The sequence below is a fragment of the Agrococcus sp. ProA11 genome (assembly GCF_039880525.1).
Taxonomy (GTDB): Bacteria; Actinomycetota; Actinomycetes; order Actinomycetales; family Microbacteriaceae; genus Agrococcus; species Agrococcus chionoecetis.
On record NZ_CP156989.1, the window covers coordinates 2,290,409 to 2,306,454 of the forward strand.

Below are 16,046 nucleotides of genomic sequence, written 5' to 3' on the forward strand. Positions count from 1 at the left end.
CGGCCGGCTCGACGCGTGCCGCCTCGATCGTGGCCGAGAGGACGAGTGATGGGGATGCCCAGGATGCCGGCGGCGCGCGGCGCGCTCCGCGTGCTCGCGCTGCTGGCGGAGCAGACGGGCCCGGTGCGGGCCGCGACCATCGCGCGCACCCTCGACCTGCCGCGCTCCAGCACCTACCAGCTGCTGCAGGTGATGCGCGATGAGGGCTTCCTCGTGCACTACCCGGAGCTCGGCGCCTGGGGTCCGAGCGCCCGCGTGCAGCAGATCGGTTCGCGCGTCGCTGCCGCGACCCGGCTCCAGCTGCTCGCGCAGCCGATCCTCGACCGTCTCGTGCGTGGCGCTCGGGTGCCGACGACGAGCCACCTCGCGGTGCTGGCCGGTCGCGACGTCGCCTACGCCGGCCGCGGCGAGCAGCCCAGGTCGCCGGCGACCGTATCCAGTGTCGGGGTGCGGCTGCCAGCGGTGCGCACGGCGACCGGCAGGGCGATGCTCGCCGCGCTCAGCGCCGAGCAGGTGCGTGCCCTGATCCCCCACGATCGCGACCTGGCGGGCGAGCGGCCCGCGACCCGCGCTGCGCTCACGACCCTGCTCGCGGGGGTGCGGCGGCGCGGCTGGGCACGCGAGGACGGTGAGGTCGATGCCTCCTACGGCTCCGTCGCCGCCGCGGCGCGCGACGCGGCCGGCTACCCCGCCGCGGCCGTCGGCCTGACATTCCGGCAGGCGGCCCTCGACCCCGCCGACTGGGAGTCGCTCGGCGCCCAGTGCGCAGCAGCCGCCGCCGAGCTCACACAGCGGCTCGGCGGCGGCTGATGCACGGTCAGACCGGTCGTTCGTCTGCGTCGGGCCCCTGCGGCTCCGAGGCAGCCAGCGCCGCCGCGGAGGCGTCGTCCGGCTCGAACTCCGGCTGCGCCATCGCGTGCGCCCGATCGATCACGTCCTGCGCGCGATCGGCCTGCTCCTCGTAGGACGCGCCGGTCGCGTCGTCGACGAAGTTCTGGCTGCCATCGACATCGATCCCCGGCAGCTCGACGTCGGGCCCGTCGTCGTCGCGACGATCGTCCACCGGCGGCTCAGCGTTCGCCATCTCCCACCTCCGTGCTCGTCGGGCGGCCGGTGCGCCGCCCACCGCCAGCACATCATGCCGGCGCTCGATCGGCAACGCCGCGATCCCGCGGCGGCGCACGCAGTGGCACGCTGGTCGGCGTCAGCCGAGCCGCGTCTCGATCGGGGTGGCGTTCGAGAACAGGTCGTGCACCGGGCAGTGCGCATCGACCACGCGGCGGAGCTCCTCGTAGCGCGCCCGCTCGTCGGGCCCGTCGATGTCGACGACGATGCGGACGCCTCGGAATCCGGGCCGCACGTCATCGGCGCCGAACAGCCCGCGCACGTCGAGGTCGCCCTCCGCGCGCAGCGCCAGTCGGTCGATCGTCAGGCCCAGCCGCTGCGCGTAGAGCCGGTAGACCACGGTCTGGCACCCGAGCAGCGCTCCGAGCGCGAGCTCCACGGGGCTCGCGCCCGCGTCGTCGCCCGCGAGACCCGCGGGCTCGTCGATGACGAACTCGTGCCGACCGGCGCGCACGCGCGTGGCGACGGCTCCCTCGGCAGTGCCGGCGGCGGTGAAGACGAGGCTGGCGTGCGACACGTCGGCCGCGAGGCGCTCGCCCCACGCATGCTCTGCGGCGGTCAGCCGCTCGGCGCGCTCCGCGTCGGTGATGCGGATGGCGGGTGCTGCGGTGATGGTCATGATGGCTCCTGTCGGTCGGAGTCATCACGCTATGAGCCGCATCGCCGATCCCGCAGGGTGCCGCGTCACGCGGCGACGCGCGGCGTCACGGGGCGTCATGCGGTGTCGTGGCGCGGGACGCAGGCGTCAGAGCAGGCCGTCGATCAGCCACCAGACGCCGACCACCAGCTGCGCGACGGCGATGATGAGCGCCACCGAGACCAGGGTCACGTGCACCGTCAGGAAGCGCGTCGGCCTGCCGTGCGCATCCCGCGCGCGCTCGTCGTCCGCCACTCGGCGCAGGAAGGCGGGCCAGACGAGCAGGCTGAAGCCGGCGCCCACGAGCAGCAGGATCGCCCCGACCGCACCGACGGGATCGGTCATCGGGCCGGGTCGTCCGAGCGAGCGCTCGCGATCTGGATCAGCTGCCGCAGCACCGCTTCGTCGATCTGCTCGAGCCGCTTGACGTAGACGCACCCGGCGCCCTCGGTGTACGAGCCGAGCCGGGGCAGCAGTGCGGCACCTGCAGGCGAATCCTTCAGCCCGTAGAGCGAGAGGGCGCCCTTGCGGGGCGAGAAGCCGACCTTCGGCCACTCCCCCTCCGTGCGCGACGTCTTCGAGGGCGAGACGTAGTGGAAGCTGCCGAAGCCGACGATCGACGGGCCCCAGAGCACCGGCTCCTCACCGGTCTCCTCGCGCATGATCTGCAGCAGGCGCCGCCCGTCGACCGCGCGCTGCGCGGGCTGCGCCGCGTCGATGAACGCGTCGACATCCGCGTCGGTCGGTCTGGTCTTCGCCTCGGCCATGCACCCATGATGCACCCTCGCGTGCGTGGTCGGCGCGGCGCACGGCTGGGGCGGGGGCGGGGGCTCCCGCGCATGCAGAAAGGGCCCCGCCGAAGCGGGGCCCTTCCAGTGCAGTCAGCTGACTACTTGACGATCTTCGTGACCGTGCCGGCGCCGACGGTGCGGCCACCCTCACGGATGGCGAAGCCGAGGCCCTCCTCCATGGCGATCGGCTGGATCAGCTCGACCGACATGTCGGTGGTGTCGCCGGGCATGACCATCTCGGTGCCCTCGGGCAGCGAGATGACGCCGGTGACGTCGGTGGTGCGGAAGTAGAACTGCGGGCGGTAGTTCGTGAAGAACGGGTTGTGACGGCCACCCTCGTCCTTGGCGAGGATGTACGCCGTGCCCTCGAAGTTCGTGTGCGGCGTGACCGAGCCCGGCTTCACGACGACCTGGCCGCGCTCGACGTCCTCGCGCTTGGTGCCGCGGAGGAGCAGACCACAGTTCTCGCCGGCCCATGCCTCGTCGAGCTGCTTGTGGAACATCTCGATACCGGTGACGGTGGTCTTCTGCGTCGCACGGATGCCGACGATCTCGACCTCCGAGTTGATCGCGAGCGTGCCGCGCTCGGCGCGGCCCGTGACGACCGTGCCACGGCCGGTGATCGTGAAGACGTCCTCGATCGGCATGAGGAACGGCTTGTCGCGGTCGCGGACCGGGTCCGGGATGTGGTCGTCAGCGGCCTGCATGAGCTCGAGGACCGCGTCGACCCACTTCTCTTCGCCCTCGAGCGCCTTCAGCGCCGAGACGCGGATGACGGGAGCGTTGTCGCCGTCGAAGTCCTGGCTCGAGAGCAGCTCGCGAACCTCGAGCTCGACGAGCTCCAGGATCTCCTCGTCCTCGACCATGTCGGACTTGTTGAGCGCGACCATCAGGTAGGGAACGCCGACCTGCTTCGCGAGCAGCACGTGCTCGCGCGTCTGCGCCATGGGGCCGTCGGTGGCGGCGACCACGAGGATCGCGCCGTCCATCTGGGCCGCACCCGTGATCATGTTCTTGATGTAGTCAGCGTGACCGGGGGCGTCGACGTGCGCGTAGTGGCGCTTCGGCGTCTCGTACTCGATGTGCGAGATGTTGATCGTGATGCCGCGCTGGCGCTCCTCGGGAGCGGAGTCGATGGTCGCGAAGTCGCGCTGCACGTTGGTCGCCGACGGGTACTTGTCAGCAAGGACCTTCGAGATGGCAGCCGACAGCGTCGTCTTGCCGTGGTCGACGTGACCGATCGTTCCGATGTTGACGTGCGGCTTGGTCCGCTCGAACTTGGCCTTAGCCACTGTGTCCTCCTAGGACTGTTCTCGTGAGTGCACCGCCGCGACTGCGACGGTCCTTCGGGGTGGTGTTGATCTATCGTACTTCGGCGACGGATGCAGAGAAAACCGAAGCCTATGACGGTGGCCGTCGGGGCGCCAACTCGGCCGCCCCGACGGGCTCACTCGCCCTTGCTCTTCTGGACGATCTCGTCCGAGACGGCCCTGGGGACCTCGGCGTAGCTCGAGAACTCCATCGAGTACACGGCACGGCCGGAGGTCTTCGACCGCAGGTCGCCGACGTAGCCGAACATCTCGGACAGCGGGACGTCGGCCTTGATGACCTTCACGCCCTGTGCTTCCTCCATCGACTGGATCTGCCCGCGACGCGAGTTCAGGTCGCCGATGACGTCGCCCATGTACTCCTCGGGCGTGCGCACCTCGACGGCCATGAGCGGCTCGAGCAGGATCGGCTGCGCCTTGCGGGCAGCTTCCTTGTAGGCCATGGAGCCGGCGATCTTGAACGCCATCTCCGAGGAGTCGACGTCGTGCGCCGCGCCGTCGAGCAGCGTCGCCTTGACGCCGACCGTCGGGTAGCCGGCGAGCACGCCGACCTGCATTGCATCCTGCATGCCGGCGTCGACCGAGGGGATGTACTCACGGGGCACGCGACCGCCGGTGACGGCGTTCACGAACTCGTAGGTGACCTCGGTGGTGACCTCCATCGGCTCGAGCTTGATCTGCACCTTCGCGAACTGACCGGATCCACCGGTCTGCTTCTTGTGGGTGTAGTCGTACTTCTCGATGGTGCCCTTGATGGTCTCGCGGTACGCGACCTGGGGCTTGCCGACGTTCGCCTCGACGTTGAACTCGCGCTTCATGCGGTCGACGAGGATGTCGAGGTGCAGCTCGCCCATGCCCTTGATGACCGTCTGACCGGTCTCCGGGTTGTTCTCGGTGCGGAAGGTCGGGTCCTCCTCGGCGAGCTTCTGGATGGCGATGGAGAGCTTCTCCTGGTCAGCCTTCGTCTTCGGCTCGATGGCGACCTCGATGACGGGCTCGGGGAACGTCATCGACTCGAGCACGACCTGGTTGGCCGGGTCGCTGAGCGTGTCGCCCGTCGTCGTGTCCTTGAGGCCGATCACCGCGTAGATGTGGCCGGCGGACATCGACTCGACCGGGTTCTCCTTGTTGGCGTGCATCTGGAAGATCTTGCCGATGCGCTCCTTCTTGCCCTTGGTCGAGTTCACGACCTGGGCACCGGAGTCGACGTGGCCCGAGTAGACGCGCACGTAGGTGAGGCGACCGAAGAACGGGTGCACGGCGACCTTGAAGGCGAGCGCCGCGAAGGGCTCGTCACGGTCGGCGTGACGCTCGATGACGACCTCCTCGTCGCGCACGTCGCGGCCCGGGATGGCGGGCACGTCGAGCGGGTTCGGGAGGTAGTCGACGACCGCGTCGAGCATCGGCTGGACGCCGCGGTTCTTGAACGCGGAACCGCAGAGCACGGGGTAGATCTCCGAGTTGACGGTCATCTTGCGGATGGCGGCCTTGATCTCGGCGACCGAGATCTCCTCGCCCTCGAAGAACTTCTCCATCAGCGCGTCGTCGGTCTCGGCGACGGTCTCGATGAGGGCCGTGCGGTACTCGTCGGCCTTCTCCTTGAGGTCGGCCGGGATCTCCTCGATGGCGTATTCGGCGCCCATCTTCACGTCACCCTTGGAGTCGCCTCGCCAGGTCTTCGCGTTCATCTCGACCAGGTCGACGATGCCCTCGAAGGAGCTCTCCTCACCGATCGGCAGCTGGAGCACCAGCGGACGAGCGCCGAGGCGGTTGATGATGGTGTCGACCGTGAAGTAGAAGTCGGCGCCCAGCTTGTCCATCTTGTTGACGAAGCAGATGCGCGGCACGTCGTACTTGTCGGCCTGGCGCCAGACGGTCTCGGACTGGGGCTCGACGCCCTCCTTGCCGTCGAAGACGGCAACCGCACCGTCGAGCACGCGCAGGGAGCGCTCGACCTCGACCGTGAAGTCGACGTGGCCGGGGGTGTCGATGATGTTGATCTGGTGCTTGTCCCAGAAGCAGGTCACGGCGGCAGACGTGATCGTGATGCCGCGCTCCTGCTCCTGCTCCATCCAGTCGGTGGTCGCGCCGCCGTCGTGCGTCTCGCCCATCTTGTGGTTGACGCCCGTGTAGAACAGGATGCGCTCGGTCGTCGTGGTCTTGCCGGCATCGATGTGGGCCATGATGCCGATGTTGCGGACCTTGTTCAGGTCGGTGAGCACGTCCTGTGCCACAGGGTTCCTCCGATGAGTGGATGAGCGAAAAGTGTGGTGGGTTGCGGGCCGCCGGTCGGCGGCCCGCAACGGATCACCAGCGGTAGTGCGCGAAGGCCTTGTTGGACTCGGCCATCTTGTGCGTGTCCTCGCGGCGCTTCACCGCGGCGCCGAGGCCGTTCGAAGCGTCGAGGATCTCGTTCTGGAGGCGCTCGGTCATGCTCTTCTCGCGACGCGCCTTGGCGTAGGAGACGAGCCAGCGCAGCGCGAGCGTGTTCGCACGGTGCGGCTTGACCTCGACGGGCACCTGGTAGGTGGAGCCACCGACGCGGCGCGACTTGACCTCGAGGGTCGGGCGGATGTTGTCGAGCGCCTTCTTGAGCACGACGACCGCGTCCTCGCCGGACTTGGTGCCGACGCCGGCGAGCGCGCCGTAGACGATGCGCTCTGCGAGGCCCTTCTTGCCGTCCAGGAGGATCTTGTTGACGAGCTGCGAGACGATCGGTGCGCCGTAGACGGGGTCAGCAACGACGGGGCGCTTGGGTGCGGGTCCCTTGCGAGGCATTACTTCTTCTCCATCTTCGCGCCGTAGCGGCTGCGAGCCTGCTTGCGGTTCTTCACGGCCTGGGTGTCGAGCGCGCCTCGGACGATCTTGTAGCGCACACCGGGGAGGTCCTTCACACGACCGCCGCGGACGAGCACCATCGAGTGCTCCTGGAGGTTGTGGCCCTCACCGGGGATGTAGGCGGTGACCTCGGTGCCGTTCGAGAGCTTCACGCGAGCGACCTTGCGGAGCGCGGAGTTCGGCTTCTTGGGCGTGGTGGTGTAGACGCGGGTGCAGACGCCGCGCTGCTGGGGGTTCGCCTTCAGGGCGGGCGCCTTGGTCTTCGAGACCTTCGGCGTCCGGCCCTTGCGGACCAGCTGCTGAATAGTGGGCACGTTGCTTCTTCCTGCTGCACGGTGACAGCGCTTCGATGTGGTGTACCGGCTGAGCCGGCTCCATCGGGAACCCACCGTGCACGCTCGCGCGCGTCTCGGTGACGAGTGGTGGGTATGCCGTGGGGGTCCCGGACGTGGGTCCGTGGCCCGAGTGAACTCGCACGCCCCTCGCGCATGACGCAAGGCGCGCTCGTGCGCACACGAGATCAAGAATAGGGCCATGCCCCATGTGCGGTCAAGCGCTGCGTGTCACGCCCGCGCGCTGTCATCGCGGTCGATCCGCCACCACTCGCCGATCGGCGCGGCGGCGGCGCGCTGCGCGAGGTCGTCGTCGACCAGCCCGCGCTGCTGCAGGGCAGCGAGGATCTCGCGCCGCTCGGCAAGCAGGGCATGCTGCTGCTCGCTCGGCAGCGCACGCAGCTGCTCGGCGACGAGGCGTCGACGCACGTCGGCGGTGGTCTCGGCCCGCGAGAGCGCGAGCCGAGCGACGAGGCCGACGAGGCCGAGCAGTCCGGTCAGCACGATGGGCAGCAGCAGCGCCGTGGGCTCGGGCGTGCGAGCCAGGTGCCAGAGCGCTGCAGCCGTGGACGCCGCCGCTGCGAGAGCAGCGGCAGCGACGGCGGAACCGCTTCTGGGACGGTCGAGCCGCCACCAGCTGATGAGGCTCCACACCTGCCCGACGGCAGCGAGCCAGAAGCAGGCGAGCACGATGAGCCGCTCCTGATCAGGCGCGAGCCGGCCGGTGCCGGAGAACACATCGGCGCCCGAGCCGCCGAGCGGCGCGAGCAGGCCGCCGAGCGGCGCGATCAGCGCGATGCCGGTCACGAGGGTCAGGAGCGTGGCGCCCGCGCCGCCCATCCGCACGCCCGGTGCATCGACCGCCTGCTGCATCTCGAGCGAGCCGAGCCGCAGCCCGTCGCTGAAGTCGTCCTCGCGGGCCTGCCGGACCGCGGCGCTCGTACGCTCGCTCATGCGCCCTCCCTGGTCCAGCGCAGCGTCGACGCGCACAAGTCGAACATGGCGTGCAGCAGCTCGACCCGCTCATCGTCCCGCGGCATCGATTCGGGTCGACCGTAGGTGGCCAGCAGTTCGAGCGCGCGCTGGCGCCGCGTGCCTGGCACCGGCGTGATGTAGTGCGTCGTCGAGATGATGGCAGTGACTCCATCGAGGTCGCGGCTCGACTCGGTCTCGAACCGAAGCGTGCGGAGGTCGTCGAAGAACGGCTGCGCCTCGAATCGCCGGATGGCCTGCTGCACGTACTCGTCGAGCGGCGCCTCGGGTGTGCCGGTGCGCAGGAACGCGGTGATGGAGGTCGGGGTACCCGTCTGGCCGGCTCCGTCGGGATCGAGCGGCAGGAAGACCGCGACAGCGCCGTGGTCGCGCATCGAGGTCATGCTCTCGCGCAGCACCGCGCGCAGCCCGGCCATCAGGTCGGGCCGCCCCGTGCGCATCATCCGCTCGCTGACGCGTCGCTCGAGGTCCGCTTGGCCGCCCTCATCAGTCGCGATCCGCCCCCAGCCGGTCGGAAGCGCGAGCTCGAAGCTCGGCATCGGCATGGCGCCCAGCTCCTCGCGCAGGGACACGCGCTCGATGGTGGCGCCCTGCGGCGTGGCCGTCTCGCTCTCGCGCGCCATCAGCGGGCCTCGTCGTCGCCCGAGAGGCCCTCGGCGAGCAGCCGCAGCGCCGACCACGCACCATCCGGGTCGTCCAGTGCGTGCACGGTCGGGGCCGATCTGAATGCGCCGCCACCGGGCAGCGTCGCCTCGAGGGCGACCACGAGACCGTGGAGCCCGGGGAGGATGCGCTGGAGGAAGAACAGCGGCAACGTGTCGACCTGGACCAGGACGGCGCGCGCGCCGTCGTTGAACAGCACACCCCAGTCGACGAGCCTGATGCCTTCGCCGTCCTCCGCAGTCTGGGTGCGCTGGCGCACGAGCATGAGCCCGGGACCCATCGCAGCGCCGTCATAGGGCACGAGGCTGAAGCCGAGCGCCTGCAGGTCGGGCACGGAGGCTGCATCCAGCATCGAGATCTGCACTCGAGCGCGCGCCGGAGCAGCGAACGGCCAGACCTCGAAGACCACGTGTGCGTCGGGGCGGGCGCCGATCGTGTCGGAGAGCATGGCGGGCACCATCAACTCGGCGCGATCGTCCCAGGCATCGCCCCACGCGAGGCGGAGCTCACGCACCACCTCTGCGACCCAGGCGTCCCGCTGTGCCTCCGGCAGCTCCGGGATCCGGAGCCAACCATCCTCGGTCGTCGTCGCGGCGAACACGCCGCTGGTCGTTGCCGTCACGCCGGCGACCCTAGCAGCGCCCATCGATCAGAAGATGACGCGCAGGACGGGGTTGCTCTTGCGCCAGCTCGTGTCGTCCTGACCCGTCATGCCGTTCGAGATGGTGGTGCCCCAGTCCTGCACCTTGAAGACGTTGTTGGTGAACGTGAACGCTCCCTCGTACATCGTGCCGCCGAAGCGGATCATCCGCTCGCCGACGCGGTCCATGAGGCCCGGGTTCGCGGCCTCGCGCCACGCCGAGATGTCCATGTTGTCGTTCCACATCGCCTTCCAGCCGGCACTGTTCTTGCCGGTCAGGAGACCGGTGGTGCCATCGAGCAGGCCGCGCGAGGCACCCTTGCCCCAGCCCTCCGTCGGGAACTTCTTGAGCGCGCTGATGCCGTCGGAGTAGGTGGATGGGCGGAAGTTCTTGCCCATCTCCTTGACGAACTTCATCTTCTCGCCCGCCTGGAAGAGCTTGCCGAGCTTGCCGACCGGCACGACGTCCACCACCGCCCACGAGACATCGCCCCAGCTCCGATCGCCAGCGAACGCGAGGATGAGCGTGCCGATGAGCGCAATCACGGCGATCGCGGCGGCGATCGCGGCCAGAATCGGCCCGCCGATGACGAGTGCGAGGATGCCGACCACGAGGCCGGCCCACTTCAGCACCTCGAGCACGTCGCCGAGCCCCTCCTTGAACTTCTCCCAGCGCGAGTCCTTGAGGTCGTCGCTGAACCCGTCGTCGAGCCTGTCGACGGCACTGTTCCATGCCGACTCCCAGGTGTCGTAGGCCGCGTCGTAGGACTCGGCGGCATCGATCCAGTCGTTCCACGCCTGGCGCTTCGCGGCGTCCTCCGCCTCGTGCTGCTCCGCCTCCGGAGAGCCGGCCTCGGGCTCGCCGATCCCGAGGAAGTAGGTCCTGCCCTCCCGGTCGCCCGGAAGGCTGGCGTAGGTCGTCCACTTCTCCTGGGCGCTCTCGTGGCGCGTGTTGATCTGCGCGTTGATGGTGCCGTCCACCTCGGTGCCGTAGGCCATCAGCGCGTCACCGATCGGCATGTACAGCTTGGCAGCCAGGCTGAGCTGCACGTGGGCGTCGCCCACCTTGTCGCGCAGCTTGTCGACAGCCTGGCCCTGCTGTCCGTCGCTGCCGTTGGCGAGGCTCTCCATGATTCCCGCGGCGCTCGTCATGTACTCCGCCAGGTCAGTGATCTCCTTGGCGACGTCGACGATCTCTCCGCCGTCCTGCTGGAACTCCACGATCTGCCGCGATCTCGGCGTGTACGGCCAGTTGCTCATGCCCTCGTCCTTCGGCGGTTCAGTGATGGTGGGTGTCAGGCCGGCGGCTGTTCGCCGGCCTCGAACTTGGTCGCGGCGTCATCGTCGAACTCCTTGAAGGCCTCGTAGACGCCCTGGCCGTGATCGCGAATGCCGATGAGCGATTCGGTGAGCTTGCCGCGCTTGTAGCTCCAGCGCGACTCCGCCTCACTCGCCTTGTCGGTGAGCTCGGTGCGCATGAAGGGGTAGCCGACCGCGTCGCGGATCTGGCTGGAGCGGTCCCCGGAGTTCTCGAACTCGCTGATGATGCTGTCGAGCTGCTTGACGAGCGTCTCCAGGTCCTCGTACTTGATGAGCACATCGTTCATCAGTGTCTCCTCGGGTCGGTCGGCGGCGCGGGTGCCGCTGGTGCGAATCTAGGCGGTGCAGAGCGGTCGGGTCGATGGGGAGACCTCCCCATCGAGCGCCGACAGCGGCGATGCCAGAAGGGGGCCGCGGCTGCGGCCCCCTTCTGGCATGGACCGGCTCAGCCGCCGGCGAGCGCCGTGTCGGTGTCCTTGATGGCCTGCGACATGTCGCGCAGCGCCTGCGCCATGTCCTCGACGCCCTGGGCAGCCTCCTTGAGGCCGTCGGTCAGGTCCTGGTAGCCGTCGCGGTACTTGCCAGACGCCTTCTCGGTCTTGAAGCCGTCCTCGACGAGCTCGTCGACGTAGCCCTGCAGCTTGGTCAGCAGGTCGTCGATGTCCGTCTTGCCGGTGTCGAGGTGGGAGGCCGTGGTCTCCATCTCGTCATACGTTGCGCCGAAGTCACTCATCGGTGATCGCCTTTCTCAGGAGGAGTCGTGGCCCCGGTCCGGACCATCTGCGATCAACCTAGGATCCCCACGCTGGGAGTTCAATGGGGAGACCTACCCATGGCTGCCCGCGTCCAGCGACACCGGCGCTTCCTCGCGCGTCAGCGGCATCTGCATCGCCACCGACCGGCCGTGCTGCACGAAGATGCCGCGGCCCACCGGGAACTCCGAGCGCTTGACGCGCGGGAACGGCACCTTGAAGATGCTGTCGCCGTCATAGGAGTCCGGCTGGAGCGCGATGCCCTGCCTGCCGGCCTTCCACTCCCCCAGCGCGCCACTGCTGCTTCCGGCACGCGCGATGTCCGCCTCGCCGAAGAGCACGTGATCGCTGTTGTTCACGGCCGCCATCAGCGCACGCACCGCGCGCTCGGACGGGCCATCGTTCAGCTGCGCGACATCCTCGACGACGATTGCGATCCTGCCGGGCACGGACTCGTCGACGACGAGCTCGACGAGCTCCTTCGCGAGCGCATCGACGTCGTCGGGACGCACCGCGCTGCGGATCCAGGGACGGAAGTCAGCCAGCTCCGCGCGCCGTCCCCCGAAGTGGAAGAGCTTCACGTCGGGGTCGAAGCGCTCCATCGCTCGCACGAGAGCGCGCAGCGTGCTCGTGCGCCCGGATTGCGGCGGGCCCACGACGGTGAAGGTGCCCAGCGGCTCGAAGGGCCGCGGAGCGAGGGTGTCCTCCGCGACACCGAACACCGGCATGCCGTCGATCGCCGCAGGCATCTCGGACTGCGGGACCAGGGTCGGCAGCGCGCCGATCTCCTCGACCTCCGGGGCGCCGTGCGCGCGCAGCGCGCCACTGAGCTCGTCGAGCAGTGCGGCCTGCTCCGCGGCGTTCGCCGTGCCGCCGATGATGGCCAGCTGCGTCTCGGCACCGTCATAGATGGCACGACCAGCCGCGGAGGTGTCGTCGAGCACGTCGCGGTCGACGCCCAGGTACAGGTAGCCGTTCGGGTCCGCCAGGCGCAGGACAACGCGGCGCGAGATGTTGGCGGTCACGTTGCTGGAGAGCGAGCCGGGTCGATCCGCGGCGATGACGGCGTGGACACCCAGGTTGCGCCCCTCGCCGATGATCCGCATGAACATCCGGTAGTACGGCGAGCGACTCGTCTGGATCTCCCAGTCCTTGCGGAACTCGGGGAAGTTGTCGACCAGGACGAAGATCCTGGTCGCGTCCGGCTCGGCGATGGCGCGGAACTCTCCCAGGCTCGACGCGTCCGCCGCTGCGAACGCCCGAGCCCTGCGGTCGAGCTCGCGGTCGATGGAGCGCAGCAGTCGTTGGACGCGCTCGACGTCATCGCCCTCGATGACCGATCCGACGTGGGGCAGTCGCTCGATCGAGCGCAGCGAGCCGGAGCCGAAGTCGAGCCCGTAGACCTCAGCGCGTCCGAGCTCGGGCCGCATCCCCGCGACGGTGCCGATCGTCTTCAACAGCGCCGACTTGCCTGCGCCGGAGGCGCCGAAGACCAGCATCGAGCCATCCTTGTCGGGCTCGAAGTAGGCCGGCAGCTGCTGCTGCCGCTCCGGGATGTCGGAGAGGCCGAGGAGCACCCTGCCGTCGCCTTCGATCCACTGGGAGCGCAGGTCGATCGACGTCGGCAGGTCGTCCAACCAGGGGCGCCGCGGCGCCGGGATGGCTGCCTCGTCGGCCGCCGCGATGAGCGTCCGGACGATGCGCTTCTGATCGTTGGGGCCGAGGTCCTCGTCATGCGAGTCCGACTCCGCGACGCGCTCGACCTCCCAGTCGGGGGTGGAGCCGAAGCGCAGCTCGGCCACTCGCACCTCCGCGGCGACGACCTCCTCCTGGCTCGACCAACCGCCGGCGTACGCCGACTGGAACGGCACGAGGCGGCCGGGCCCCGTCTTCGCGATGCCACGACCCGGAAGGCGCGGGTCGAACGATGCCGCGACCGGGTCGTCGACGACGTCCTTCGAATCGGACTCATCCGCCATCCGGAGCGCCACGCGCAGGTTGGTGTTGGCGCGCAGGTTGTCCTTGATGACGCCCGCTGGCCGCTGCGTCGCCATGATGAGGTGGATGCCGAGCGAGCGCCCTCGCTGCGCGATGTCGACGACGCCGTCGACGAACTCCGGCACCTCCTTCGCGAGCGCCGCGAACTCGTCGATGACGAGCACGAGCGCTGGCGGCGTCTCAGGGTCCTGCCGCTTCTCGAGCTCCAACAGATCCTTGGCCTTCTTGCGGTTGAACAGGTGCTCGCGGTGGTGCAGCTCGGCCTTCAGGCTGGTGAGCGCGCGACGCACCAGGTGCGGGCTGAGGTCGGTGACGAGGCCAACGCAGTGCGGCAGCTCGACGCAGTCGGCGAAGGCGGATCCGCCCTTGTAGTCGACGAACAGGAACGTCACGCGGTCCGGGCTGTGGGCCGCGGCCATGCCGAGGACCCATGCCTGCAGGAACTCCGACTTTCCCGCTCCCGTCGTGCCTCCCACCAGCGCGTGCGGCCCCTGCGTGCGCAGGTCGAGCGTCATGACGTCACTCGATCCCTGCCCGATCACCGCCCGCAGCGTGCCGGCGCGCTTGAGGCGCGGCAGCTGCGCGCCCGATCGGTCGAGGATCGTGGAGTTCTGTCGCCAGCGGTCGATCACCGCGCCCGGGTCCTCCGCCACCTCATCACCGATGAGCGAGAGGAGCGTGACCGAGCCGGGGATGTCGGAGCTGTCGGTGATGACGATGCTCGAGTCGACCACGGGCGCGAGGCGCTTCGCGAACATCCGCATGTAGTCGAGCGAGACCCCCTCGACGGTCACCGACTCCTTCGCCTCGCCGGCGCGAACCGATCCCGCCCTGGCGGCCGCCAGCCCGTCGGTGACGTCGACGAAGCTGCGGCAGGCGGCAGGGAGCGACTCGACTGTGGGCGCCACGAAGATCGCGTGCACGCCGACATCCGCACCGCGCTCCAGGATCTGGGTCAGGCGCGGGCGGTCGACGGGCGCATCGTTCGTCACGATGATGACGACAGAAGTCTGATGCTTCGACTGCGTGATGCCCGCCGCCCGCTCCACGTCGGTGCCGAAATCCATCGGCGTCCAGTGATCGGCCATCGGTCCGCGCGGCTGTGGGGCCATCTCGCGGCGCATGACGTGCGCTTCGAGCGCGTTCAGCAGCGCGGCACCCGCCGGCGCCGAGTCGGCGAGCGGCAGCGCCGCGAACGGGCTGGTCGCGCTCGTGGTGTGTGGGAGCCACTTGAGCCAGTCGAGCTCCTCGGTCCACTCGGGATCGCAGATCGACACCCCGACCACCTCATTCGGTGCGTGCAGGCCGAACAGCTGCACGGCGATGCCGCGCAGGGCGTCAGCGGCCAGGCTCTTGGGGCCGGCGATGCCGATCGAGCCGGCGGTCGACAGCGACTCGAACACGGGCACGTCGTCGACCTCGCGCATGCGCTCGCGCAGGCGGTCGACGCGATCCAGGTACTCCGGGAGGCCGCTGCCCTCGTCTTCGGAGGGCTCGCGAATCGTCAGACGAGAATCATCGCGGCAGCTGCCCAGGCGAAGCGCGAGGAAGTTCCAGTGCTCCGGCCTGCGCGTCCAGAGCATGGGCCCGAGTCGCATCGCATGCTCGAAGACCTCGGCGACCGGCGGAGCCTCCTGGTTGCGGATGCGGACCTCGACCGGCTGCTCGCGGTAGAAGCGCTCCTCGAGCGCCTCGTACTGCTTCTCGAAGACCTGGATCTCCACCTGCTGCCGCTGGCCCGACTGGCGGCGCTGGTTGATGAAGTTGCCGAGGAACATCAGCGGGGTCATGAACGCGATCAGGATCGAGCGCACCCGGTTGGTCAGCGCGTAGAGGGCAGCCGCCATGAGGATCGGCGTCATCAGCATCGGCCAGGGGAACAGCTTGTCGCTGATCTCCTTCGGGATCCGTGGCGCCTTCAGCGCCTCGCCCGGGTATCGTGGCTCGACGCGCGGGCTGCGATTGAACATCAGGGCGCCACCGCGCTCGAGCACCGGATCCTCGCCTGAGCTGTCGAAGGCGCTCACGAGATGCACGACGAAGTCCGAGTCGCCGATGGTGAAGGGCTGACCGGGGATGACGGTGAAGCGGGTCGCGTGCTGGCCGTCGACCAGGATGCCGTTCGACGAGCCGAGGTCGACGAGCTCGATGTGGGCACCGACCTCGATGCGCGCATGCCGCTTCGACACGAGCGGGTCATCGAGCACGATGTCGTTGCTCGCGTCCCTGCCGATCCGCCAATGCCCACGAGCGAGCTGGAACTCCTGGCCGCGCATCGCGCCGTCGACCGCGCGCAGCACGGCGATCGCCTCCGGCGTCGTGCCCGGTGTCGCGCCGAAGCGACGCGGATGCGCTCCCAGGTTCACGACCTGCGCGTGGAAGCCCGATCCGAGCGGCGCCTCGGCGACGAGCACATCGGGTTGCAGCTCGACCAGTTGCTGGTCGGTGGGTGGGGCGACCGCGAGCGTCAGCGTGTCGTGCTCGCCGAGGACGACGCTCCTGCTGGGATCAGCGAGCGCGACCTGCCGCGCGACGTCTTCGACCGTCGCGGTCGAATCCGCCGTGATCACCACGTCGGTGGGTTCGGCCGTCGGCCGGTGGAGCGTGAGCTTGACCTTCATGCGTGCGT

General features: G+C 69.3%; 16 protein-coding genes. 1 reads left to right on the forward strand and 15 read right to left on the reverse strand.

Annotation, left to right across the window (positions count from 1 at the left end):
- Window positions 1–54: 54 nt before the first annotated feature.
- Window positions 55–810 carry an IclR family transcriptional regulator C-terminal domain-containing protein gene (locus ABG090_RS11025; RefSeq protein ID WP_347754529.1) on the forward strand — a complete coding sequence of 252 codons (756 nt, stop codon included), beginning with the start codon at window positions 55–57 and terminating at the stop codon, window positions 808–810.
- A gap of 7 nt (window positions 811–817) precedes the next feature.
- Here the strand turns inward: ABG090_RS11025 and ABG090_RS11030 are convergent, their stop codons facing one another.
- The 15 genes from ABG090_RS11030 to ABG090_RS11100 form a co-directional block, all read right to left on the reverse strand.
- Window positions 818–1,084 carry a hypothetical protein gene (locus ABG090_RS11030; protein ID WP_347754530.1) on the reverse strand — a complete coding sequence of 89 codons (267 nt, stop codon included), beginning with the start codon at window positions 1,082–1,084 and terminating at the stop codon, window positions 818–820.
- 120 nt (window positions 1,085–1,204) lie between these two features.
- A complete protein-coding gene (locus ABG090_RS11035; protein WP_347754532.1) occupies window positions 1,205–1,744 on the reverse strand; it encodes an OsmC family protein in 540 nt (179 codons plus the stop codon).
- Window positions 1,745–1,870: 126 nt separating this feature from the next.
- A complete protein-coding gene (locus ABG090_RS11040) occupies window positions 1,871–2,107 on the reverse strand; it encodes a hypothetical protein (protein WP_347754533.1) in 237 nt (78 codons plus the stop codon).
- Window positions 2,104–2,529 carry a DUF1801 domain-containing protein gene (locus tag ABG090_RS11045; protein ID WP_347754535.1) on the reverse strand — a complete coding sequence of 142 codons (426 nt, stop codon included), beginning with the start codon at window positions 2,527–2,529 and terminating at the stop codon, window positions 2,104–2,106. The genes ABG090_RS11040 and ABG090_RS11045 overlap by 4 nt, the downstream gene beginning before the upstream one ends.
- Before the next feature lie 122 nt (window positions 2,530–2,651).
- On the reverse strand, window positions 2,652–3,845 hold the full coding sequence (gene tuf, locus ABG090_RS11050) for an elongation factor Tu (protein WP_347754536.1): 1,194 nt from the start codon (window positions 3,843–3,845) through the stop codon (window positions 2,652–2,654).
- Window positions 3,846–4,000: 155 nt separating this feature from the next.
- Window positions 4,001–6,115 carry an elongation factor G gene (gene fusA / locus ABG090_RS11055; RefSeq protein WP_347754537.1) on the reverse strand — a complete coding sequence of 705 codons (2,115 nt, stop codon included), beginning with the start codon at window positions 6,113–6,115 and terminating at the stop codon, window positions 4,001–4,003.
- Window positions 6,116–6,188: 73 nt separating this feature from the next.
- A complete protein-coding gene (gene rpsG, locus ABG090_RS11060) occupies window positions 6,189–6,659 on the reverse strand; it encodes a 30S ribosomal protein S7 (RefSeq protein ID WP_347754538.1) in 471 nt (156 codons plus the stop codon).
- Window positions 6,659–7,033: a 30S ribosomal protein S12 gene (gene rpsL / locus ABG090_RS11065; protein ID WP_047561483.1), complete on the reverse strand. Its 375-nt coding sequence runs from the start codon at window positions 7,031–7,033 to the stop codon at window positions 6,659–6,661. The genes rpsG and rpsL overlap by 1 nt, the downstream gene beginning before the upstream one ends.
- Window positions 7,034–7,282: 249 nt before the next feature.
- Window positions 7,283–8,005 carry a hypothetical protein gene (locus tag ABG090_RS11070; protein WP_347754540.1) on the reverse strand — a complete coding sequence of 241 codons (723 nt, stop codon included), beginning with the start codon at window positions 8,003–8,005 and terminating at the stop codon, window positions 7,283–7,285.
- Entirely contained in the window at window positions 8,002–8,667 is a 666-nt protein-coding gene (locus ABG090_RS11075) for a hypothetical protein (RefSeq protein WP_347754542.1), read from the reverse strand. Before ABG090_RS11075 ends, ABG090_RS11070 begins: the two co-directional genes overlap by 4 nt.
- Window positions 8,667–9,329 (reverse strand): hypothetical protein, encoded by a 663-nt coding sequence (locus ABG090_RS11080; protein WP_347754543.1) that lies wholly within the window; start codon window positions 9,327–9,329, stop codon window positions 8,667–8,669. The genes ABG090_RS11075 and ABG090_RS11080 overlap by 1 nt, the downstream gene beginning before the upstream one ends.
- A gap of 27 nt (window positions 9,330–9,356) precedes the next feature.
- The gene (locus tag ABG090_RS11085) at window positions 9,357–10,607 is read right to left on the reverse strand and encodes a hypothetical protein (protein ID WP_347754544.1); all 1,251 of its coding nucleotides are present in this window, start codon (window positions 10,605–10,607) and stop codon (window positions 9,357–9,359) included.
- 35 nt (window positions 10,608–10,642) lie between these two features.
- A complete protein-coding gene (locus ABG090_RS11090) occupies window positions 10,643–10,954 on the reverse strand; it encodes a hypothetical protein (protein ID WP_347754546.1) in 312 nt (103 codons plus the stop codon).
- Window positions 10,955–11,112: 158 nt separating this feature from the next.
- Entirely contained in the window at window positions 11,113–11,400 is a 288-nt protein-coding gene (locus tag ABG090_RS11095) for a WXG100 family type VII secretion target (RefSeq protein WP_347754548.1), read from the reverse strand.
- Between the two features lie 93 nt (window positions 11,401–11,493).
- Window positions 11,494–16,038, reverse strand: coding sequence for an FtsK/SpoIIIE domain-containing protein (locus tag ABG090_RS11100; RefSeq protein ID WP_347754549.1), 4,545 nt, complete (start codon window positions 16,036–16,038; stop codon window positions 11,494–11,496).
- Window positions 16,039–16,046 lie beyond the last annotated feature (8 nt).